We start from the raw sequence: 20,371 nt of genomic DNA, 5'->3' as shown, positions 1-20,371 counted from the left end.
CACGTCACTGGCCCCTGGTTCCCTCGCTCCGATCCGGCACGGGCTTGTGCATCGTCGTCACCGCCCCGAATCCCAGCAGCTTACGCAGGTACGGAGTCGACTCCGTCCGTCCGGCCCTGAAGCCCCGGCGCTCGTACAGCGCCCGCGCCCTCGGGTTCACGTCGATCACGTCGAGCCGGATCCGCCGACAGCCGTGCTCCGCGGCGACGGCCGCCACCTCGTCGAGGAGCAGGGTGCCGATCCCCAGGCCCCGCGCCGTGCCGTCGACCGCGATGCCGTCCATCACGAGCTCCCCCGCGGCGGGCCGTCGCGCGAAGAGAGCGAGCAGCGCGAGGCGATGCAGACCGCGCACGGGTCCGTACGTGCGGAGCACGTCGACGGCAGACCCTCCGGTCAGCGAACGGCCGCCGACCTGGTATCCGGCGAGCCCGACGAGGCATCCGCCGACGAGCGCGCTGACGGCACGGTCGGCGTTGAGGTGGGCGGCGAGGAACGGGAGCGCCTTGGCGGGCGGGTTGAGGGCGGGGCCCAGTTTGCGGCCGAAGGCTTCCCAGTACAGCTCGGCGGCCTGCCGCTCGGTGCCTGTGGGGAGTCCGCGCAGCAGTGTCACGTTCTCAGCTTCCATACCGCCAAAACTAACACTTCTCCGTCGTCCGTGTCACATGCGATAGTTTTTGAGTGAGCCCCTCGCCCACAGACCTCCGGCTCTCAGACCACTCACCCTCAGAAAGGCCCCCATGCGCCGACCCCGCCGCGCCCGCCTCCGCCCCATCGCCTGGACCCTGGCCGTACTCCTGCTCACGGTCGGCGCCCTCGGCGCGGTGGTGCTCCACCAGAACACGTACGACTTCGACGAGCAGCGCGTCACCATCCGCCACGGCGGCCACACCCTGGAGGGCGTGCTGACCACACCGCGCGACGGCCGCACGCGTCACGGCCTCGTGGTGTACGTGCACGGTGACGGCCCCGTCGACGCCACGCACGACGACGGGTACAAGCCCCTCTGGGAGGCGAACGCCGAGGCCGGGTACGCGTCCCTCTCCTGGGACAAGCCCGGAGTCGCGGGCGCGCCCGGCAACTGGCTCGGCCAGTCGATGGACGACCGCGCCGACGAGACCGCGGCCGCCATCGCCTGGGCCCGCACCCGTTCCGACATCGACGGCGACCGAATCGGTCTATGGGGCGCCAGCCAGGCGGGCTGGGTACTGCCGAAGGTCGCCGCCCGTACTCGCGTGGCCTTCGTGCAGGCGGTCTCGCCCGCCGTCAACTGGCTGCGGCAGGGGCGCTTCAACCTCCTCTCCGAACTCCGCGCCGAGGGCGCGTCGGACACCCGCGTCCGGAGCGAGGTCGAACGGAGCGACGCCGTCCGCGCGCTGCTCGGACGCCGCGCGAGCCACCGGGAGTACGTCTCCCGGCTCGCCTCCCTCGACCTCGCCCCCGAGGTCGACCGGACCCCGATGTCCGCCGACCGCTGGGGGTTCGTGTCCCGCAATCACACGGCGGACGCCACCCGCGACCTGCGCCACCTGCGCGGCATCCCGGTGCAGCTGATCCTGCCGGGCCACGACGTCAACGTGGACGTCGCCGAGACGGAGGCCGTCTACCGCAGGGAACTGCCCCCGACCGCCGCCGCGCTCCTGTCCGTGGACCACTACCCGGACGCCACGCACACCCTCGTCAAGCGCTCCGTCGAGCAGTCGGAGACCCGGACCGTCCTGACGGCCCTCTTCTCCCCCCGCTCACTCTTCGCGGACGGCTATCTCGACCGGCAGCGGGACTTCCTCCGCAATCAGAGCCCCCGTCAATAAACCCGCCCCACCTACCAGTTCACGCCGCTCCTGGACGGAAATCCGGCCAGCGTCCACTTCTGACGGACCATGCTGGTCATCAGAAGCAAAAAAGCACACCCGGGGGGTTGATCAACTCCGTAATTGATTCTAGGTTCAGCAATCGTTCAGCGACTCGCGGGACATTCATACGGCCTAGGCACGTTGCCCCCACAAGGGGTACCCCTGTGCCCAGAACTGCCCCATATAAAGGGGCGAGAAGGAGCAGAAAATGAAGGTTCTGTTTGCCATCAAGAACGCCGTATGCCACCAGAAGAGCCTGAAGGCCAGCGCCTGGTACATCTGGTACTAGGAAGCGCTGCTCGGGTCCGCCCCCGTCGTCCGGCGGGGGCGGACCCGAGAGGCACCGTTCGTAGCCGCGCCCGGCCCTTCGGAGTGCTTTCCCATGTCGCAGCCTTCACCCGCGCCCCTTCCGCACCCTCCGCACCACCCGCAGCCCTCCCGGCTCACCTCGCACCCCGATCCGTCGCACCCCGCCGCCGCCCGCACGACCACCTTCGCGCCCCGGCTGGCCGCCCTGCTGCGGGACCACCGGGGCAAGGACGTTTTCCGGCTGGAGCCCGACACCATAGGCGTCGCCGGACACGAACTCGCCGACCGCATTCTGTCGGCCCGGCGCGCCACGGAGACCGAACGGCCCACTTTCAAACCGCTCCAGGGGCGTTCCATCGCGCCGAGCGAAGCGGCACTGGTGATGCGGACGGTTGGCCGTGACGTACGCGACGCGTTGAAAAGGCCATTGCCCGGAAATATCGACCTCTCCGGTCCTTGGCCGCACACCGGCCATATGTTTCTGCGGGATTTGATATTGGGCGGGGACCCTTATCGGCTTCGTATTCTCATGAGCCGAAACCTCGAATTGACGACCAAACTCACCTGGTCCGTCATCGCGCTGGGCGCCGCGATCCCCCGCCCTCTCAGGGCGAAGCCAGGCCACGAACTCACCGCCCTGGCCCGCAGGACCGCCGAGCCCGCGAGCTATCACGACCGCCGCTACGCGATGGGCATGTACCGACGGGCCGCCGCCCCGGTCTGCTTCACCGTCTCCACCCTGGTCGCGAACGCGCTGTGGCTCGGCTCGCCGTTCGACGAGTCCGTCTCCAACCGCAACATCCTGTACGAGGCGATGCGCCTGCTGCCCCCGTCGTGGAACATGCTGCGCAACGCCTCCCCCGAGTACCCGGAGCTCGATCCGGCGATCGGCGCCGCCGACGACATCCTCGTACTCCCCCTGCTCTCGCAGCGCGATCCGGCGCTGTGGGAGCACCCCGACGAGTTCCGCCCCGAACGCTGGGACTCCCTCGATCCAGACACCGCGCCCGGCTACCTCGCCTTCGGCCACGGCTCGGAACGCTGCTGGGGCAGGCACGCGGTGATGCCGCTCGCAGAACTGCTGCTCGACCTGCTGCGCAACGAAGGACTCGCGGTCAGCCCGAAGCAGAGGTCCGCGAAGGTGCCGCTGGCGGGGCTCCTCGGGGTGGACGAGATACAGGTGACGAGGGAGGCGCACGATGCCGCTGCGGCCTGAGGTCACTCCCTACCAGCCTGAGCCCACTCCGTACGAGACCGCCGCGCGCGAGTCCGTCTCGTACGACACCGACGGCAGCGAGCTCGTCGACTTCTCCTTCTTCGCCCACCAGCACGAGAGTTACCGGCGTTGGCGCGAGACCGACGGCGGCGTGCACAAGGTCCGCTTCCCCGGCGGCACGCCCATCGAAGGCTGGCTGGTCACCGGGTACGCCGCCTGCAAGGCCGCCCTCACCGACCCCCGGCTCAGCAAGAACTCCGCCACCGAGGTCTTCGCGCGCCGCGTCGGCCTCTCCGGAGAAGGCCCCGGCAAGGCGCTCACCGCGCACATGCTCAACTCGGACCCGCCCCACCACACCCGGCTGCGCAAGCTCGTGCAGAAGGCGTACACCATGCGGCGGGTGGCGGCGCTCCGTCCGACGATCGAAGCCCATGTCGACGCGCTGCTCGACGCGTTGGAGAAGGACGCCGACGGCGGCCGGGAAGTCGAGCTGATCTCCGGGTTCGCGCTGCCGCTGCCGCTCGCCGTGGTCTTCGACCTCTTCGGCACCCCGCACGGGAAACAGGCCGAATTCCAGGTCAGGGGCAATACGCAGATCGAGGGCGAGGGCGACGGCGAGGTGTCCGTCCTCACCGCCGAGACCATGCTCGACCACCTGCGGGCCCTCATCGAGGACAAGCGCGCCCACCCCGCCGACGACCTCCTCTCGGACCTGATCGCCGCCCGGGAGGAAGGCGACCGGCTCACTGACGAGGAAATCACCTCAATGGCGTTCCTGCTCGCGGTGGCCGGGCACCAGACCACCGTCAACCTCATCGCCAACGGCCTGCACGCCCTCCTGCGCCATCCGGCGCAGCTCGCCGCCCTGCGCGCGGACCCTTCGCTGGTGGGGAAGGCCGTCGAGGAGGTGCTGCGGTACGAGAGCCCGTCCGGCATCGCGTCGCTGCGCTACACCACCGAACCGGTCGTCATCGCCGGAACAACCATCCCCAAGGGCGAGTTCGTACAGATCGCGCTGCTTGCCGCCAACCGCGACCCGGCCGTCTTCACCGATCCCGACCGCTTCGACATCACCCGCGACGACGCCTCCCGCCACCTCGCCTTCGGCCATGGCATCCACCGCTGCCTGGGCGCTCAACTCGCCCGCCTCCAGGCCGAGATCGCCTTCACCCGGATGCTGGAACGCTTCCCTGACCTCCGTCTCGCCGCGTCCGACGACGAGGCGGAGACGGAGGAGTGGCAGCACAACCCGCGCCACCACGGCCTCCTCGCCCTGCCCGTACGACTCGGCTGACGTCCAGCCCGCGCAAAGGCCCACGCACAGGCCCACGCACAAGCCCACGCACAAGCCCGCGCAAAGGCCCGGACGGATGCCGCTGGGGCGCCGCCGTCGCCGCCGGAATGTCGACCCGCGCCGCCCGACGGGCCGGCCACGATGTCGAGCCCGTCACCGCGCGCCGACATCATCAGAGTCGGCACCAGGCTGCTCTACCGCACCTTGCGGCACAACTCGATCCCGTCCAGTCCCGGCAGCATCACGTCCAGGACCAGCAGCACGCGCGCGGGGCGTGGGGAGGTCGGAGCGGGGGCGGGCGAAGACACGGCGACGGCTCCTGCTTCGTACGGCTCGTGCGGCTCGCGGGTACGGGGTCGGGCAGCTGCCCCACAGGGGCGACATGGCAGAAATCCGGCACACCGGCCGCACGTCCCGGATCGGCAAAAAAGAAGGGCAAGGAAGTAACCGCTCTCCTTGCCACTCTCAACTTATAACCCATGGGGGGCCTTGCGGCAAGGCCCCTGTACTGGTGCAGAATCGCGGATCTCAGCCACTGCTGAGCGCAGGACCTGCAGAAACGGGAGATCCACGAGTTGCGTGCCACGTTGTCGGAAGCCGCCGCCACGACCACCACGACCACCAGCGCTTTCAACCTGCCCGACCGCCTCTCCCTCAAGGCCGACCCCGCGCTGATCGGCACCGACGAGCAGCACTTCGCGGCCATCGCGAAGAGCCTCAGCGAATCCATCACCGAACTCTCCGAGCGCCTCGACGCCACCCTCAGGGAAACCGGTCGCCTGGGCCGCGAGGCGATGGACCGGGACTCCGAGATCCACCGTCTGACCGGCCGCCTGCGCACCCTGCGCCGTTTCGGCCTGGACCTGTGCCTCGGCCACTTCACCCCCGCCGACGGCTCCGGTCCCGTCTACATCGGCCGTCTCGGTCTGACCGACAGCACGGGAGCGCGCCTGCTGGTCGACTGGCGCTCCCCCGCCGCCGAACCGTTCTTCGCGGCGACCCACGCCCACCCGATGGACCTGGCCAGCCGTCGCAGGTACCGCTGGACGGCCGGCCGGATCAGCGACTACTGGGACGAGGTGTTCACCGCCGAAGGACTGGAGGGGCACGCCGCCCTCGACGACCAGTCCGCGTTCATCGCCAGCCTCGGCGGCGAGCGGTCGTCCAGGATGCGGGACGTACTGTCCACGATCCAGTCGGACCAGGACGCCGTCATCCGCGCGGGCTCGCGGGGCGCGCTCGTCGTGGACGGCGGTCCCGGTACGGGCAAGACCGTCGTCGCGCTGCACCGCGCCGCGCACCTGCTGTACGCGGACCCCCGCCTCGGGCACCGGCGCGGCGGCGTCCTCTTCGTCGGCCCGCACCGCCCGTACCTGGACTACGTCGCCGACGTCCTGCCGAGCCTCGGCGAGGAGGGCGTACAGACCTGCATCGTGCAGGACCTCGTCACCGAAGGCGCGACGGCGCTGCCGGAGTCCGACCCTGAGGTGGCCCGGCTGAAGTCGTCCGTCGCCATGGTGCGGGCGATAGAACCGGCCGTCGCCCTGTACGAGGAGCCGCCCACCGAGGGCATGACGGTCTCCACCCACTGGGCCGACGTCTGGCTGAGCGCGCGCGACTGGGCCACCGCCTTCGCCGCCGTGGAACCGGGCACTCCGCACAACGAGGCCCGCGACCAGATCCGCGAGGAACTGCTCACGATCCTCATGGACAAGCACGCGGACGCGTATGGAGACAGCGGCGACGGGGACGACGGCGACGACGAGGAGGGCTTCGGGGTCTCGCCCCAGTTCCTGCGCCGCTCTCTCCTCCAGAACCGCGAGCTGATCGGCACCCTCAACCGCGCCTGGCCGATCCTGGAGCCCACCGATCTGGTCGGTGACCTGTGGTCGGTGCCCGCCTACCTGCGCAAATGCGCCCCGCACCTCAGTACCGACGAGGTCAGGGCCCTGCTCCGCAAGGACGCCCCGAACGCCTGGACGGTGTCCGACCTGCCGTTCCTGGACGCGGCGCGGCAGCGGCTCGGCGACCCGGAAGCCTCGGCGCGCAAGCAGCGGCACGAGGCCGCCGTCGCCGCCGAGAGCGCACGCCGGTTCGACGTCATGAACAGCATCCTCCAGAACGTCGAGATCGACGAGAGCGAAGGTGCCCTGGGCATGCTGCACGCCCAGGACATCAAGAACACCCTGATCGACGAGAGCGGCATGCCCAGCGCCGAACCCGATCTCCTGGCGGGCCCGTTCGCGCACATCGTCGTGGACGAGGCCCAGGAACTCACCGACGCCGAATGGCAGATGCTGCTCCTGCGCTGCCCTTCGCGCAGCTTCACCGTGGTCGGTGACCGGGCGCAAGCCCGGCACGGCTTCACGGAGTCCTGGCAGGACCGCCTGGAACGGATCGGTCTCGACCGCATCGAGGTCGCCTCCCTCACCGTCAACTACCGCACACCGGAAGAGGTCATGGCCGAGGCCGCCCCGGTGATCCGGGCGGCGCTCCCGGACGCCAACGTCCCGACGTCGATCCGCAGCAGCGGCATCCCGGTCGCGCACGGTGCGGTGGCGGACCTGGACGCGGTCCTGGACGGCTGGCTCGCCGAGCACGACGAGGGCGTCGCCTGTGTGATCGGCGACCCCGGCTTCCGTACGGCGTCCCCGCGCGTCCGCTCGCTGACCCCGACCCTCTCCAAGGGCCTGGAATTCGACCTGGTCGTCCTCGTCGACCCGGCGAAGTTCGGCGAGGGCATCGAGGGCGCGGTCGACCGGTACGTGGCGATGACGCGCGCGACGCAGCAGTTGGTGGTCCTCACGAGCGCCTGACCCCGTCCGCACCACGGAGAACATCCCACCGGTCCCCACCGGCTGCTGCCGGTGGGACGCTCCCACGACTTCAGCGGTATCGGTACGGGCGTCCGCACAACCGGCCCGGTACGCCAGGTGTCCACTCTCGGCCGACGCCCCCTCCCCCGGGCCCGGGCCACGGCACGGCCGACCGCTGGTGCGCCAAGACTCTCGCCTGAGCGAAGCCGACGAGCGGCCTCACGGCCGCCAGTACAGCGCGGGGTCCGGGAGATCGTCGAAGCCGAGGGCGCGGTAGAGCGGCTCGCCCTCGGCCGAGGCGTACAGGTCGACCCGCGCCACAAACTGGTGCCGGAACCAGTCCAGCAACTCCTCCAGCACCGCCCGGCTGTGTCCGCGCCTGCGGTGTGCCGGGTCGGTGATGACGCCGATGACGTGCCCGATGCGGCCGTTGCGGAGGTGTGGACCGGGGAGCCGCTGCTCGATGGTCCCGATGCCGCAGGCGGCGAGACCGCTTCCGTCGCCCGCGTCCACGACGAGGATCCGTACGCTCTCGGAGGCCACCTGCTCCTTGAGCACGACGGCCAGCTCACCTCGCCAGCCCCCGTCGCGCTCCTCGGAGTTCTCATGCGACTCGGGGTTGAAGAAGTCCCCGCCGAGGTTCTCGAAGAGCATGGCCCGCAGCCGTACCAGCTCGGGAACGTCGTCCTGCACCGCCTGCCGCACGCGCGTCATGTAATGACCCTACCGACCATCTGCCTGTTACGAAACCCTCGCCTCGCGCGTCTGCTCCGCGACCCACTCCAGGTACGCCGGACTCCCCGCCAGCACCGGAACGGCGACGATCTCCGGGACGTCATAGTCGTGCAACTCACCTACCCGGGCCGCGAGTTCGTCGACCAGCTCCCCACGCGTCTTGAAGTCGACCCGCCACTCCCGCGCCCGCTCGACCTTCCCCTCCCACCGGTAGACCGAGTGAACCGGATACACCTGCGCACAGGCGGCCAGCCGCTCGTCGATCACCCGGGCCGCCAGCTCGTCGGCCTTGGCCTCACTGTCGGTCGTGGTGGTCAGTACGGCGTACGCGCCGGAGTACGGAGTCGTCATCATGCGCCGAGCCTACGCAGGAGGTTCGCGGGGCCCGGACCCCCACGGCCGTACGCACCCTCAGCCCCGCCCAGCCCAGAACGCGTCCAGCGGCTGCGGGGTGGCGGCGGCGATGAGCTGGCGGGCCGTACGGTGCGCCTTGTCGGCCGACTCGGCGACGGTGCCGAGGGAGTGGTTGACCACGGAACCCTCGTAGACCAGGAGGAGTTGGTCGACCAGGAGGGCGGGGTCGGGGGTGCCGGTGGCTTCGGCGAGGGCGAGCATCCGGCCGCGCAGGGTGCGCTTGTGCTGGGCGATGACGGCACGGACGACGCCGTCGGGGTGGTCGGACTCGTACTGGGCCTGGACGAAGGCATTGCTGCGGAACCCGTCCGACGCCGAGCCCGCCCACTCGCGGAGGGCGTCGAAGACGGCGAGCAACCGGGCACGCGGATCGCCACCCGCGGCTTCGACGGCCGCGTCGAGGATGAGCCGCCAGCGCGTCTGACGGCCGTCGAGGTAGGCGAGGAAGGCTGCGGTACTCACCGGCTTCACGGTATTCACGGGCTTCACGGTGCCTCCGGGGCGGTCTGCGCGATGCACTAACGAGCAGGCGAGTCGGGAGAGTCGAGGGGGTTGAGAAAGTTTGGGCGCGGTCGGCACAGGCGCCGCGTGCCTGATCGCGGGCCCGGCGTCGATGCCGTACAGCACGTCCTTGATCGACCAAAGAGCACTAAGAGGTATAGTTGCCTTTCACTCATTACGCTAGCACGGAGTAAGACGTGAAGATACTCTTTTCCCGTTACGCCACCGGTGCGGGCGTGGCCACCGGCCTCGTCAACACCTCGGCCCACGTCCGCACGGACATCGGTGAAGTCCTCACCGGTCCGGCCGAGTTGACGGCCTTCCTCGCCGAACACGACGTACGACTTGACGCCCTTCCGCCGGGAACACCGCCCACCGACCACGACCTCACCCAAGTCCTGGCGCTCCGCGAGGAAACGCGTGGCCTCCTGGAGGCCGCGACCGAGCAGGAGGTGGCCGAGGGCGCCAACCGTCTCGCCGCCAGGGCCACTTCGGGCCTCTCCCTGCTCCGGGACGCGGACGGCCACTGGCAGTGGCACGTCACCACGGCCCCCGGCGCTTCGGCCGCCGACGAGCTGGCCGCCCTCGTGGGCACCGGCCTGCTGGGCGTCCTGCACACGCTCAGCCACGACCGGTTCCGCCCGTGCGCCTCGCCGACCTGCACGGGCCTGTTCGTCGACACCAGCAAGGCGGGCCGCCGCCGCTACTGCATCCCCCACCTGTGCGGCAACCGCCTGAACGTCGCGAAGCACCGGGCACGCCAACAGGCAGCCGAATAAAGACAGTCGGGGATCCGACCGAGCCCCGTCGGACAGAGAATTCGATGGGCGCCCCTCCCCCACCCCCTATACCTTCACCCGATGGACTCAGCACGCATCCGGCGGATGCACGCGCTCGACCTCCCCTCCGCCGAACAAGCCTCGAACATCACCTTCCTGGAGGGCGACCGGCGCAGCAGGCGCGTGAGCGACCCCGAACCGGAACCCCGCACCCCCGCCGAATCCGCCCTCTGGATCGAACGGATGGGCCACTTCCTGGCCACGGACCCCGAAGGCTGCTGGGTAGCGGTCGAGGACGCGAGCGACGACAACGACACCGAGCGCGTCATCGGCTTCGCCCTCTCCCAGAACCGCGGTCCCCTCTGGCTCCTCATCACGTACGGGGTACTGCCGGGACGCCAGGGCAAGGGCATCGGCAGCCGCCTGATGGACGCCGTCCTGGCCCACGCGGGCGGCCGCCGGGGCATGTTCATCTCGACGGTCCACCCGGGCGCGACCCGCCGCTACTGGCAGGCGGGCTTCACCCTCCAGCCCCTGATGGGCCTGACCGGCACGGTCGACCGCTCCACCCTCCCCGCGATCACCGGCCTGCGCGACGGCACCCCCGACGACATCGAGTGGATGGACCGCCTGGATACGGAGCTCCGGGGCGCGGGCCACGGCGGCCCCGACCACCTCCACATGCAGCGGACCATGCGCCTGACCGTGGCCGAGAACCCCCGCACCCCCGGCTACGTCTACACGGAGAACGGCCGCCCCAACCTCCTCGCCGCCCACCACCCGGACACCGCGAGCACCTTGCTCTGGGAAGCCCTCGCCCAGGCCCCGGCCAGCCCCGTCAACGTCCCTTCATCGATCACCGCCGCCAACCAATGGGCCCTGGACGTCGGCCTGACCGCCCGCCTGGACCTGTACCAGGACGGCTACCTGGCCCTGCGCGGCCTCGACGCCCCGGCCCCGTACATCCCGAGCGGCCGCTTCCTCTAGCCCCTCACCTCTCGCGCCCCACATCTAACCCCTCGCCTCTTGCCCCTCACCTCTTGCACCTCACTCGGTCCAGCAGGTCGTCGACCGCCCGGAGCACCGCGTCCGGACACTCCTCATGGAGCCAGCCGTGCCCTGCGTCGTCGAGGATGCGGTGCTCGCCGCACGGGGACTCGGCGGCGAGTTCCGCATGGAGGGTCTGCTTGATCCCCTGGATCCGGCGCAGTTGCTCCTCCGACCAGAGGTGGGCCTGAGTGGCGTCGTGCCCCGCCGCCGAGAGCACGATCAAGGGCACGCCCGGGGTGCTCGGGGCGCTCCGGAACTCGTCGGAGACCTTGTCGTACAGGTTCCGGTTCTCCTGCGAGGCAGCCCGCCAGGTGGCGAGGTGCCGTTCGACGAGCGGCCCGCGCACCTCTTCGGGCCAGGCCGAGAAGTGCAACCGTGTACCGGCAGGTGGGCGTGCTGGCCGAGAGCGGACTGCTGGAGGTGGAGGGGGAACGGCGCGTACGGGGAGCTGTCGAGCGGCGCTACCGGCTGCGCCGGGAGCGGGCCGTCGTCGACGCGGAGGCGGCCGCGTCCGTGTCGAGGGAGGACCATCGGCGCGTGTTCGCCGTGGCGATGGCGGCGCTGCTGGGCGAGTTCAACGCGTACCTGGACCGGGACGGCGCCGACCCGGTCGCCGACCTGGTGGGCTACCGCCAGCACTCGGCCTGGCTGAGCCCGGACGAACTCGCGGAGCTGATCGGTGAGTTGCGGGCGGTGCTCGCCCCGCGTCTCGCCAACGAGCCCTCTCCCGAGCGCGTCCGGCACCTGGTCAGCCCGATCCTCTTCCCTGCCGAGGAAGCGTCCCCGGGCGAGTAGCCTTCACCGTCGCACCGGGCCCTCCTCCGCAGCGGCGTCGGCGTCCGCGAGGTGGTACAGCTCGGGCACCGGGACTTTGATGGGCTCCTGGGTGGTGCGGGCGATCACGACGACTGCGGGCACCTTCGGATCGGGGTTCTCCTCGCGGTGCGGGACGAACGGCGGGACGAGCAGGAAGTCGCCGGGCCCGGCGGTGATCCGTACCTCCTGCGTGCCGTCGTGGAAGGAGTACACCGGGTTCCCGCTGACCACGTAGATGCCCGCTTCCGAAGCACCGTGGTGGTGGTTGTCCGTCGCGCTCAGCGGCGCGTTCTCCACCAGGCCCATCCAGAGCCTCTTCGAGCCGACCGTGCTTCCGCTGATGGCGGTGTGGCCGTCCAGCTCACCGGCCCGGACGTGGTGGAGGCGATTGCCGCGCGGCTCGCTGCCGGACGCGCCCGGTGTGGATTCGGTGCCTTCGTGGGTGTTCATGATGTGCCCTCCTGGCGGTGGTGTGCGGGCTGACTTCGGATGCGCCTCAGGCTGCGGGCGCCGTACCCAAACCGCCAACTGCCTTTGCCGGAACGGCAAATCCCCCACTCGCGCGCCCCCGGACCGCACCCGTCCGTCTCCGCAGAAGGAAATTCGGTGGTGCCGCACTTCCGTGCGCCGCTACCGTCACTCCCGCCCAGAACTCCCGGCCCCGCAGAACTCCCGTTCACGCAGGGCTCCCGGTCACGCAGAGCTCCCGGTCAAGGACGTGCCGTTGTACACCAAGTGAGACACCCCGAGCGCTGAACCGTCGCGCGCCGCATCCGTGCGCCGTGCTCCTTTTCGCTGCGGTCTTCTCACCAGAACCGGTGTATCTCTGTGTCACAAACCACCTGGGTGGTCGCTCCCACCTGCCTTCCTGCCGTCCTCCGCCGTTGCCACAAGTGCTCCGCAGAGCGCTTCCGGACGACCGGCAAGTTCCGGGTCAACGCCAACCACAAGCTCCTTGACGTCTGGCTCCTCGCGCTGTGCACGGGCTGCGGGGACACCACCAAGCTCACCGTCCTGGACCGGGCTCACGTCCGTTCCGTACGTCCCGACCTCCTGGATCGCCTGCACGCCAACGACCTCTCCCTGGCTGGCGAATTGCTCCAGGAACCGGCCGTGCGGCGGCGCAATCGCATCGCCCTGGACTGGGACTGTGCCTGGCATCTCGACACCGGCAAGGCCGAGCAACCGGAACAGCCAGAACAGCCGGAATCGCCGAAACGGCCGGATGGGGAGGCAATCGAGGTCTCGGTCCACTTCGCGGCACGCATTCCCGTCCGGCCGCTGCGCCTGATCGCCGAAGGCTTCGGCCTCTCCCGGGCCGAGGTCGGGAGACTGCTCGCCGAGGGCGGGCTCGTGTCCGCCGTCCGCCTGAGTGGCAAGCTCTCCGACGACTTCACCTTCCTGCTCAAACGCTGAGCCCCCTCGGAAGGGAGGGGGCAGGGTCCGGCAGGAATCGGCTGGCCCCCGCCCCCTCCCCCCTCAATATCCGCTGGCCACAGCGGTACGACCCCGCTAGAAAGAAGCCTCATGAGCACTTCCCCCGCCCCGGCCGTCGGCCCGCGCGCGTTCACGCCCGAAACCCTCGACCTCGGGGACTCCCTCCTGCGCCCCTGGAGCCGCAAGGACATCGAGTCCCCAGTCCTCCTCCAGGGCCTGATGGACGCCGCCGCCGACCCGCAGATAGCCCTCTGGAACCCCCTTCCCGCCGCCGATCACGCCGCTGCGGTCACGTGGCTGGAGGTACGGGACGACGCCTGGACCTCCGGTGCCACCGGCACCTTCGCCCTGCTCGACACCGCGAAGGACCCCGACACCGACCCCTGCTTCCTGGGCACCCTCACCGTCCGCTGGACGGACCGCTCGGACGGGCTCGGCATGATCGGCTACTGGCTGCTCCCCGCCGCCCGAGGGCGTGGCCTCGCGACCCGCGCGGTCCGGACCGCCACCGAGTGGGCCTTCCGCACGGCGGGCGTCCGCCGCCTCGAACTCGCGCACGCCGTCGAGAACGAGGCGTCTTGCCGGGTGGGCCTGCGCGCCGGCTTCCCCGCCGAGGGCACGCTCCGCGCCTCGTACCGCTTCGGCGACGGCGAGTACCACGACGAACACCTCCACGCCCGTCTGGCCACGGACCCGGCCCCTGCCCCGGCCGCCTGACGTCTCTCCCCCCTCAGGTCCAGTCCTCCGCGCGCACGGGATACGTCCCGGCATAGGGATCGGGCTCCCCGGTGCGTGGGTCCAGCCCCGCCACGTACCGGCGACCCTGCTCCTTCCAGCTGACGAAGGTGTCCGTTCGCTTCCAGAGCGACGCGTGGCCGAGGGGGCAGTCCTCGAACTGCCCCCTCATCATGCGGGTCAGGAACCGGACCATTCCGCAGTCGAACAGGGCCCACGCCGACTCGTCGGACGAGTGGTGCCTCCGCCAGGCGACGACGGGCCACTTGTCCGGGTCCGGGTCGTTCATGAGCCAGCCCATCTCGTTGGCGTTCATGCCGCTGCCCCAGGGCAGGACCGCATCGGCTCCGAGGTCCACGCCCGGGACACCCCCGTCGGACTCCCAGAGGTGGCGCAGCTCGACCGCCTGAGCCGCCATGTGGAAGTCCGCGTAGGCCCGTATGGAGCCGGGAACCGGTGGCACGATGACGAGTTCGCCGATGTTCCCCATGCCGTACGCATCGAGCACGGCCTTGTAGTCGCTCGGCAGCCCGGTCCCCAGGGCGGCTTCCGCCGCGCCCCAGTCGACCCGCTCACCGCCCGCGAGATCCGCAGGCACGAGTTCGAGCAGTTCGGCCACATCCGGGTGCGTGTTCATGCAAGTCCCCCCCAAGGCCCCAGGGTTCGGGTGTCAGTGATCAACCACCGTAACCGCCGGGTCTGACAACGGCCCAAGAGCCCGAATCGCCCTGCCTCCGCACCGCGATGTACCCCGGATGCGTGCTCGCCTGGATGACACCCACGAGCAGTGCGGGACGGCGGGGCGAGCGGCTCAGGGGCGTTAAGACGTGCGCCCCAACGGCGCATGTGTCTCAACGGCACTCCCGGAAGGGGAATTGGACCTGTCAGACGGGCTGTCTTTGGCCCTGTTCGGTGGACCATCGACGGGTCAGGGTGGGGAGCACCTGGAAAATCGTGGTCCTGTGGAGGTCCCCTTGAGTGTCGCGTTCCTGCTCACCACCCTCGCCGTGGTGCTGACCCCGGGGCCCGGTGTCGTGTACACCCTCGCCGCCGGGCTGTCCCACGGACGCGGGGCCAGTGTGGTCGCCGCGTTCGGCTGCACGCTCGGTGTCGTACCGCATCTGGTGGCTTCGGTCACCGGGCTCGCCGCGCTGTTGCACGCCAGCCCCGTCGCCTTCGACGTGGTGAAGTACCTCGGTGTCGGCTATCTGCTCTACATGGCGTGGGCCACCCTGCGCGACAAGGACGCCCTGGAAGTGGGAGGGGCCGAGGCCCGGTCGGCGGGGCGCGTGATCGGTTCGGCGGTGCTGCTCAATCTGCTCAATCCCAAGCTCACGATGTTCTTCGTCGCGTTCCTGCCGCAGTTCGTGCCTGCCGACCGGTCCGGTTCGCTGGGCGCGATGCTCGAACTCAGCGCCGTCTTCATGGCTCTGACCTTCGCCGTCTTCGCCGTGTACGGCGTGTGTGCCGCAGCCGTACGGGACCGGGTGCTGGCCCGGCCGCGCGTGATGACCGTCATCCGCCGGGTGTTCGCCGTCTCCTTCGTGGGGCTCAGCGCACGACTGGCGGTGGCCTGAGATGCGCTTCCGGCACGCGGGCACCATCTGGTCCGCCCACCCCGAACTGAGTGCGGGCGTGCTGTACGCCAGCGGTGTGGCAGGGGACGCCGATGTCGGAGCGGGGGTCGCGGAGTACACGGGCCGCGCCCTGGCCCGGCTGGCCGACGCCACCGAGGGGCAGCTGCCCGAAGTCCTCGCCTGGCGGCGGGCGTTCGCCAGGATGGGGCTGAAGCCGACGCAGTACCGGTGCGCCTCCGAGTCACTGCTGCGGCGGCTGCGCAAGGAGCGGGCGCTGCCGAGCATCCATCCCGTGGTCGACCTGTGCAACGCGGTCTCCGTCGCGTACGGGGTCCCGGTCGCGGCCCTCGACGCCGACCGCATCGCGGGCCCGCTTCTGGAGGTGCGTCACGCCCGGGGCGACGAGCACTACACCACCTTCGGCGGGGAGACCGAGCACCCGGCCGTGGGGGAAGTGACGTTCGTGGACTCCGAAGGGCGGGCCCATGCCCGGCGCTGGACGAACCGGCAGAGCGGCCACTCGGCGGTCGGGCCGCACACCGCCCGGATCCTGGTCGTGGTGGAGGCCATGCACGAAGGCGGCGGTGACGAGGCGGAGACCGTCCCGGAGATGTTGAAGACCCTTGCCGAGGAGCTGGCCGCCCACTGGCGGACCGACCCGAGGACGGCCGTACTCAGCGCATCCGCACCGGAGTTCACCTTCGGCTCCTGACCTCTGCCCGGCGCGTGGACGGCGCCACGGGGTCCTGGCCGTGCGTGGCAGCATGGCCCGATGGACGAAGGGAAACGGGTGAATCGGATGAAACGGGTGACGGGCAGCAGGACGGTCGCGGCAGCCGACCCGGCCGTCGACCCCGTGGCGCACACACCGCACACACCGCACACACCCACGGCACACGGACCCACGACACACAGGCCCGCACCACACGGACCCGTGGCGCACGGCTCCGACTTCCTCCAACTGAACGTCGGCATGGCCCCTTCGGGCGGCAAGGCCGACTGGCTGTCGCGGCACCTGCGGCAGGCCATAGCCGACGGCCGCCTCGTCGTCGGTGCCAAGCTGCCGCCCACACGGGTCCTCGCCGCCGAACTCGGCGTCTCCCGGGGTGTGGTCACCGAGGCGTACCGACGCCTCACCGAGGACGGCCACGTCGAGGGACGGAGGCGCGGCGGTACGACGGTCGTCGCGGCCCCCCTCGGGGGGTCGATGACCCCGTCCTCGTACGGTCCCGCCGCGTACGGCTGCGCCGTGCACGACCCCGCCCCGAACGCGCCGTCCCCAGCACCGCCGAGCGCCCCCGCCCGACGCACTCGGCCCCGCCAAACCCCCGCCCCGCCACGCCCGCCCCGGCAGGCACCCCTCGTACCGCCATCAACCTCCGCCACTCAGCACCCCGCGCCCCCGCCAGCACCAACACCCCCCTCACACCTCACGCACCACGCATCGCCCGCCGCCCTCTTCTCCGGCACCCCCGGACCCGAAGTCTTCGACGCCCTGCGCGCCGCCCGCACCCGCATCGACCTCACCCCCGGAAGGCCCGACCTCACCGCCTTCCCCCGCGCGGCCTGGCTCCGCGCCGAGCGGGCCGTGCTCGCCGAACTGTCCGCCGACGACCTCGGTTACGGAGACCCCCGCGGCGCCCTCCGGCTGCGCCGGGCCGTCGCCGACTGGCTGGCCCGCAGCCGTGGCATCCGGGTCGGCCCCGACGAGGTACTGATCGTCGCCGGTACGGCCCAGGCCCTCACCCTCCTCCATCCGATACTCCACGCGGACGGCATCGACAGCATCGCCGTCGAGGACCCCGGCTCGCTCGGCACCCGCCAGCACCTCCTCAACGGAAGCCTCACCACCCCGCCCGTACCGGTCGACGAGGACGGCGTCCGCGTCGACGCGCTGCACGCCACCGGAGCCCCGGCCGTCCTCCTCACGCCCGCCCACCAGTTCCCGACCGGCGTCGTCACGAGCGGCGAGCGGCGTCGCGAGCTCCTGCACTGGGCGACCACGCACGACGGCCTGATCATCGAGGACGACTACGACGCCGAACACCGTTACGACCGCCCGCCGGTCCCGGCCCTCCGCTCCCTGCTCGCCGACCGCGTCTGCTACCTGGGCAGCGTCTCCAAACTCCTCGCCCCCGCCCTGCGCATCGGCTGGATGGTGCCGCCGCCCCGCTACCTCCCTGCTCTGACCAGCGCGAAACGCTTCACCGACCTCGGCAACGCCGTCCTCCCCCAACTGGTGCTCGCCCGCCTGATGGACACCGGCCAGCTGGAACGCCACCTCCGTCTGCTCCGCAGCCGCCACGTTCGCCGCCGCGACGCGATGATCGACGCCGTTGGCACCCATCTGCCGGGTGCGGTCGTGCACGGCGCGGCGGCGGGCCTGCACCTGACGGTCACGTACGCGCAGGACGTTCCGGACACGGAGCTGGCCGCAGCCGCACTCGCCCACGGCGTGAAGTGCCAGCCCCTGTCCTGGCACCGTCAACTGTCCGGTCCGCAGGGCCTCGTCCTCGGTTACGCGGCGGGCTCCACCAGCGCCGTCTCCGAAGGCGTGGAAACCATCGGCCGGGCACTGCGCGAGCTGGCCGGGTCCCGTGCAGGGCGGTCGTCCCGTGCCGGACGGCCGTCCCACGTCGAGTAGTCGCCACCCCCGCGCCTCAGTGCTGGACGAGGTGACCGTGGCAGCGGCGGAAGTGGCCCAAGAGCCGGTCGGCCGAGGTGGCCCGGGAGGTCGGCCGAAGTGGGTCAGTCCGTCGGCACGCATCCGCGAACCAGCTCGTCGGTGATCGTCATCAGTCGTCGGCGGACATCGGCGTCGTACGCCTGCTCGTGCGCGCGCGTGTCCGTGAACTGGTCGAAGTAGCGGCCCGTGGTGGAGCCCAGCTCCGGGTCGAGGATCAGGCGGACGGTCGGGCGCACGCCGTCCTCGACGCTCACCGCCGGAGTGAGGCCGTACTCGCGCACACCCCTGGTGTCCATGAGGTGGGCGGGGTGGAGGGTGTTGACGGTGACACCCGTGCCGTCGAGTTCGGCGGCCAGCTCGAAGGTCGCCATGATCAGCGCGAGCTTGCTCCTGCAGTAGGCGCGCAGCCCCTCGTAGCCCTGTTCCAGCATGAGGTCGTCGAAGTCGAGGGCCTCCTGGCCGATGGAGGCCACGTTGACGACGCGGGCGGGCGCGGAGCCGGTGTGCGCGGACGCGGTGAGCAGGGGCAGCAGGCCCCGGGTGAGGGCGTACGGGGCGAGGTGGTTGACGGCGAAGCGCAGCTCGTGGCCCTGCGCGCTCAGCTCTCTGCGCAGCGGCTCCGAACCGCCGCCCGCGACCGCGTTGTTGACCAGCGCGTCGAGCCGGGGCTCCGCCGCCCTCACCTGTGCGGCCAGCTCGCGGACCTGGTCGAGGTCGGACAGGTCCGCGAGGTACGTACGGACGGTGGCGTCCGGCGCGGCGGCCCGGACCTCGTCCGCGACCGCGTCGAGGCGGGCCCGGTCGCGGCCGTGCAGCAGAACGGTGTCACCGCGTGCGGCGAGGTCGAGGGCGATGCCTCGGCCGAGGCCCTGGGTCGCGCCGGTGACGAGGGTGGTGCGTGGGTTCATGGGGGCGATCCTGGCAGGGGCGGCGCGGCGCACGAGAGAGCCCGCTGATCCTGGTGTTCGCACCACCAGCCTGTGACTGCTGCACGGTCCCTGCCGCACCGAGCCCCACGGCACGGTCTTAGGGTCGGGTCCCATGGCCCTGCGAAACCCCACCTACCGCGACGCCGACGGCGAACGCGTACCCGGCACCTGGCGGCACGCCTTCCATCGCGGCGGCGGCATCTGTCACCTCACCGGCCTCGTCGTGTACGCGGACGGGCTGATCGACTGGCGCGGCGACGGCCTCGTCACCGTGGAGGAGTTCGCGGAGCTGGTCAGGTCCGGGCGGGTCGTCACCGAACTGGCGGAGGGAGAGCGGGCGTCCGCGTTCCGGGTCGGCTCCTGGACCATGACCGGCGTCCGCTCGTACACGGAGCCGGAATGCCTGATCGGCGAGGTGCGGGACGAGATCGAAGAGCTCAACGGCAGGCCCACCTCCACCGCACGGTGCCTGGTCGCCGTCGAGGTCTTCCTGGCCGAACGCACCGACGCCAACCGGGCGGCGCTCCGGGCCGCGTACCTGGAGATTCCGGAGTCCCTGCGCGTGTACGCACTCGGCGACACGGACGCCCGGGACCTCCCGCTCCAGGTCCTCGCGGCCGGTCCCGGCGGTACGGCCGAGCGGCTCGACGAGCCCGTCGACGAGGAGGACCACGAGGAAGCCGTACGGTACTTCGCCGAGCACGCGCACTGGCGGGACGCGGCCGAGCGGCACCGGGACGCGGACGGGCCGCAGCGCCCGCGCACTCCCCCGGTCCGGGTGGAGCCCGCCTTCGGCCGGGCGGAGAAGAGACCCGTGGCGCGGCTGCGGAACGAACACCCTGCTCCGATCCGGGTCGACGGCGTGACGTATCCGACGGTGACGCACGCGTACTGGGCGCTGTCCACCGACGACGCCGAACGGGCGGAGCTGATTCGGACCGCTCAGAACCCCGTGGGGGCGCGGGAGTTGGGCGAGGAGGCACCGCGCCGGGCGGGCTGGCAAGATGTCCGGCTGGCCGTGATGACGCGGCTGGTGCGGGCGAAGTTCGCCCAGCATGTGGACCTCGCCGATGAGTTGGTGGGCACCGGGGACGCCCCGTTGCACCACGTGGGGCTGCCTCCGCGTGACTACTGGGACCAGAGCGGCGCGGCGGGGCGCAACTGGATGGGCCGACTGCTGGAGCTCGTACGGTCGGAGCTGCGGGCGGAGCGGGCGGGGCTCTGACG

Annotated in this window: 22 protein-coding genes and 1 pseudogene; 14 read left to right on the top strand and 9 right to left on the bottom strand. The window is 71.0% G+C overall.

The window, feature by feature from the left end:
• Positions 1 to 4 precede the first annotated feature (4 nt).
• A complete protein-coding gene (locus OG897_RS34910) occupies positions 5 to 625 on the bottom strand; it encodes a GNAT family N-acetyltransferase (protein ID WP_266663342.1) in 621 nt (206 codons plus the stop codon).
• 112 nt (positions 626 to 737) lie between these two features.
• Between OG897_RS34910 and OG897_RS34905 the strand changes: the two genes are divergently transcribed.
• From OG897_RS34905 to OG897_RS34895, 4 genes are all read left to right on the top strand, one after another.
• A complete protein-coding gene (locus OG897_RS34905; protein ID WP_266663340.1) occupies positions 738 to 1,808 on the top strand; it encodes a S9 family peptidase in 1,071 nt (356 codons plus the stop codon).
• 250 nt (positions 1,809 to 2,058) lie between these two features.
• Positions 2,059 to 2,139, top strand: a complete 81-nt coding sequence (locus tag OG897_RS41110) for a tryptorubin family RiPP precursor (protein WP_353963770.1) — start codon at positions 2,059 to 2,061, stop codon at positions 2,137 to 2,139.
• Positions 2,140 to 2,232: 93 nt separating this feature from the next.
• Positions 2,233 to 3,375, top strand: coding sequence for a cytochrome P450 (locus OG897_RS34900; protein WP_266663338.1), 1,143 nt, complete (start codon positions 2,233 to 2,235; stop codon positions 3,373 to 3,375).
• Positions 3,359 to 4,669, top strand: a complete 1,311-nt coding sequence (locus OG897_RS34895) for a cytochrome P450 (RefSeq protein ID WP_266663336.1) — start codon at positions 3,359 to 3,361, stop codon at positions 4,667 to 4,669. The genes OG897_RS34900 and OG897_RS34895 overlap by 17 nt, the downstream gene beginning before the upstream one ends.
• A 131-nt stretch (positions 4,670 to 4,800) precedes the next feature.
• Here OG897_RS34895 and OG897_RS34890 read toward each other — a convergent pair.
• A pseudogene (locus OG897_RS34890) lies at positions 4,801 to 4,929 on the bottom strand (DNA-binding response regulator); the annotation flags it as partial.
• Between the two features lie 315 nt (positions 4,930 to 5,244).
• Here OG897_RS34890 and helR point away from each other — a divergent pair.
• Positions 5,245 to 7,485: an RNA polymerase recycling motor ATPase HelR gene (helR, locus tag OG897_RS34885; protein ID WP_266663334.1), complete on the top strand. Its 2,241-nt coding sequence runs from the start codon at positions 5,245 to 5,247 to the stop codon at positions 7,483 to 7,485.
• A 219-nt stretch (positions 7,486 to 7,704) separates the two neighbouring features.
• Here the strand turns inward: helR and OG897_RS34880 are convergent, their stop codons facing one another.
• The 3 genes from OG897_RS34880 to OG897_RS34870 are packed head-to-tail and all read right to left on the bottom strand — an operon-like array spanning position 7,705 to position 9,096.
• On the bottom strand, positions 7,705 to 8,199 hold the full coding sequence (locus OG897_RS34880) for a GNAT family N-acetyltransferase (protein ID WP_266663333.1): 495 nt from the start codon (positions 8,197 to 8,199) through the stop codon (positions 7,705 to 7,707).
• 27 nt (positions 8,200 to 8,226) lie between these two features.
• Positions 8,227 to 8,571 carry a divalent-cation tolerance protein CutA gene (gene cutA, locus OG897_RS34875; protein WP_266663747.1) on the bottom strand — a complete coding sequence of 115 codons (345 nt, stop codon included), beginning with the start codon at positions 8,569 to 8,571 and terminating at the stop codon, positions 8,227 to 8,229.
• A 60-nt stretch (positions 8,572 to 8,631) separates the two neighbouring features.
• The gene (locus OG897_RS34870) at positions 8,632 to 9,096 is read right to left on the bottom strand and encodes a hypothetical protein (RefSeq protein WP_266663331.1); all 465 of its coding nucleotides are present in this window, start codon (positions 9,094 to 9,096) and stop codon (positions 8,632 to 8,634) included.
• A 236-nt stretch (positions 9,097 to 9,332) separates the two neighbouring features.
• Between OG897_RS34870 and OG897_RS34865 the strand changes: the two genes are divergently transcribed.
• Together OG897_RS34865 and OG897_RS34860 are read left to right on the top strand one after the other, a co-directional pair.
• Positions 9,333 to 9,914 carry a CGNR zinc finger domain-containing protein gene (locus tag OG897_RS34865; RefSeq protein WP_266663329.1) on the top strand — a complete coding sequence of 194 codons (582 nt, stop codon included), beginning with the start codon at positions 9,333 to 9,335 and terminating at the stop codon, positions 9,912 to 9,914.
• 81 nt (positions 9,915 to 9,995) lie between these two features.
• The gene (locus OG897_RS34860) at positions 9,996 to 10,901 is read left to right on the top strand and encodes a GNAT family N-acetyltransferase (RefSeq protein WP_266663327.1); all 906 of its coding nucleotides are present in this window, start codon (positions 9,996 to 9,998) and stop codon (positions 10,899 to 10,901) included.
• A 46-nt stretch (positions 10,902 to 10,947) separates the two neighbouring features.
• Here the strand turns inward: OG897_RS34860 and OG897_RS34855 are convergent, their stop codons facing one another.
• Positions 10,948 to 11,337, bottom strand: a complete 390-nt coding sequence (locus tag OG897_RS34855; protein WP_266663325.1) for an alpha/beta fold hydrolase — start codon at positions 11,335 to 11,337, stop codon at positions 10,948 to 10,950.
• Between the two features lie 2 nt (positions 11,338 to 11,339).
• On the opposite strand from OG897_RS34855, the gene OG897_RS34850 reads away from it, so the two are divergent.
• On the top strand, positions 11,340 to 11,759 hold the full coding sequence (locus OG897_RS34850) for an ArsR family transcriptional regulator (protein WP_323188148.1): 420 nt from the start codon (positions 11,340 to 11,342) through the stop codon (positions 11,757 to 11,759).
• A gap of 3 nt (positions 11,760 to 11,762) precedes the next feature.
• On the opposite strand, the gene OG897_RS34845 is transcribed toward OG897_RS34850, so the two are convergent.
• A complete protein-coding gene (locus OG897_RS34845; RefSeq protein WP_266663323.1) occupies positions 11,763 to 12,230 on the bottom strand; it encodes a cupin domain-containing protein in 468 nt (155 codons plus the stop codon).
• Positions 12,231 to 12,626: 396 nt separating this feature from the next.
• On the opposite strand from OG897_RS34845, the gene OG897_RS34840 reads away from it, so the two are divergent.
• Complete coding sequence (locus OG897_RS34840) at positions 12,627 to 13,196, top strand: DUF1062 domain-containing protein (RefSeq protein ID WP_266663745.1); 570 nt, start codon at positions 12,627 to 12,629, stop codon at positions 13,194 to 13,196.
• Positions 13,197 to 13,307: 111 nt separating this feature from the next.
• Positions 13,308 to 13,934, top strand: coding sequence for a GNAT family N-acetyltransferase (locus OG897_RS34835; protein WP_266663321.1), 627 nt, complete (start codon positions 13,308 to 13,310; stop codon positions 13,932 to 13,934).
• A 13-nt stretch (positions 13,935 to 13,947) separates the two neighbouring features.
• On the opposite strand, the gene OG897_RS34830 is transcribed toward OG897_RS34835, so the two are convergent.
• Positions 13,948 to 14,589 (bottom strand): hypothetical protein, encoded by a 642-nt coding sequence (locus tag OG897_RS34830; RefSeq protein WP_266663320.1) that lies wholly within the window; start codon positions 14,587 to 14,589, stop codon positions 13,948 to 13,950.
• Positions 14,590 to 14,926: 337 nt separating this feature from the next.
• Here OG897_RS34830 and OG897_RS34825 point away from each other — a divergent pair, with 337 nt between their 5' ends.
• The 3 genes from OG897_RS34825 (at position 14,927) to OG897_RS34815 (ending at position 18,173) form a co-directional block, all read left to right on the top strand.
• Positions 14,927 to 15,529 (top strand): LysE family translocator, encoded by a 603-nt coding sequence (locus OG897_RS34825; RefSeq protein ID WP_266663319.1) that lies wholly within the window; start codon positions 14,927 to 14,929, stop codon positions 15,527 to 15,529.
• Between the two features lies 1 nt (position 15,530).
• Positions 15,531 to 16,241 carry a B3/4 domain-containing protein gene (locus OG897_RS34820; protein WP_266663317.1) on the top strand — a complete coding sequence of 237 codons (711 nt, stop codon included), beginning with the start codon at positions 15,531 to 15,533 and terminating at the stop codon, positions 16,239 to 16,241.
• Positions 16,242 to 16,502: 261 nt separating this feature from the next.
• The gene (locus OG897_RS34815) at positions 16,503 to 18,173 is read left to right on the top strand and encodes a PLP-dependent aminotransferase family protein (protein ID WP_266663743.1); all 1,671 of its coding nucleotides are present in this window, start codon (positions 16,503 to 16,505) and stop codon (positions 18,171 to 18,173) included.
• 104 nt (positions 18,174 to 18,277) lie between these two features.
• Here OG897_RS34815 and OG897_RS34810 read toward each other — a convergent pair whose 3' ends face one another.
• Positions 18,278 to 19,123: an SDR family NAD(P)-dependent oxidoreductase gene (locus tag OG897_RS34810; protein ID WP_266663316.1), complete on the bottom strand. Its 846-nt coding sequence runs from the start codon at positions 19,121 to 19,123 to the stop codon at positions 18,278 to 18,280.
• A gap of 133 nt (positions 19,124 to 19,256) precedes the next feature.
• On the opposite strand from OG897_RS34810, the gene OG897_RS34805 reads away from it, so the two are divergent.
• Positions 19,257 to 20,369 (top strand): NADAR family protein, encoded by a 1,113-nt coding sequence (locus tag OG897_RS34805; protein ID WP_266663314.1) that lies wholly within the window; start codon positions 19,257 to 19,259, stop codon positions 20,367 to 20,369.
• The last annotated feature ends 2 nt before the right edge of the window (positions 20,370 to 20,371 follow it).

It is taken from the genome of Streptomyces sp. NBC_00237 (assembly GCF_026342435.1).
Lineage (GTDB): Bacteria > Actinomycetota > Actinomycetes > Streptomycetales > Streptomycetaceae > Streptomyces.
The sequence above is the reverse complement of the archived record's forward strand: the minus strand, read 5'-3'. Positions and strand labels throughout refer to the sequence as shown.

What these genes read in the sequence shown, in the direction of transcription:
- OG897_RS34910 (WP_266663342.1), bottom strand. Translation starts at nt 625, where the DNA reads ATGGAAGCTGAGAACGTGACACTGCTGCGCGGACTCCCCACAGGCACC.
- OG897_RS34905 (WP_266663340.1), top strand. Translation starts at nt 738, where the DNA reads ATGCGCCGACCCCGCCGCGCCCGCCTCCGCCCCATCGCCTGGACCCTG.
- OG897_RS41110 (WP_353963770.1), top strand. Translation starts at nt 2,059, where the DNA reads ATGAAGGTTCTGTTTGCCATCAAGAACGCCGTATGCCACCAGAAGAGC.
- OG897_RS34900 (WP_266663338.1), top strand. Translation starts at nt 2,233, where the DNA reads ATGTCGCAGCCTTCACCCGCGCCCCTTCCGCACCCTCCGCACCACCCG.
- OG897_RS34895 (WP_266663336.1), top strand. Translation starts at nt 3,359, where the DNA reads ATGCCGCTGCGGCCTGAGGTCACTCCCTACCAGCCTGAGCCCACTCCG.
- OG897_RS34880 (WP_266663333.1), bottom strand. Translation starts at nt 8,199, where the DNA reads ATGACGCGCGTGCGGCAGGCGGTGCAGGACGACGTTCCCGAGCTGGTA.
- cutA (WP_266663747.1), bottom strand. Translation starts at nt 8,571, where the DNA reads ATGACGACTCCGTACTCCGGCGCGTACGCCGTACTGACCACCACGACC.
- OG897_RS34860 (WP_266663327.1), top strand. Translation starts at nt 9,996, where the DNA reads ATGGACTCAGCACGCATCCGGCGGATGCACGCGCTCGACCTCCCCTCC.
- OG897_RS34845 (WP_266663323.1), bottom strand. Translation starts at nt 12,230, where the DNA reads ATGAACACCCACGAAGGCACCGAATCCACACCGGGCGCGTCCGGCAGC.
- OG897_RS34835 (WP_266663321.1), top strand. Translation starts at nt 13,308, where the DNA reads ATGAGCACTTCCCCCGCCCCGGCCGTCGGCCCGCGCGCGTTCACGCCC.
- OG897_RS34830 (WP_266663320.1), bottom strand. Translation starts at nt 14,589, where the DNA reads ATGAACACGCACCCGGATGTGGCCGAACTGCTCGAACTCGTGCCTGCG.
- OG897_RS34820 (WP_266663317.1), top strand. Translation starts at nt 15,531, where the DNA reads ATGCGCTTCCGGCACGCGGGCACCATCTGGTCCGCCCACCCCGAACTG.
- OG897_RS34815 (WP_266663743.1), top strand. Translation starts at nt 16,503, where the DNA reads ATGGCCCCTTCGGGCGGCAAGGCCGACTGGCTGTCGCGGCACCTGCGG.
- OG897_RS34810 (WP_266663316.1), bottom strand. Translation starts at nt 19,123, where the DNA reads ATGAACCCACGCACCACCCTCGTCACCGGCGCGACCCAGGGCCTCGGC.
- OG897_RS34805 (WP_266663314.1), top strand. Translation starts at nt 19,257, where the DNA reads ATGGCCCTGCGAAACCCCACCTACCGCGACGCCGACGGCGAACGCGTA.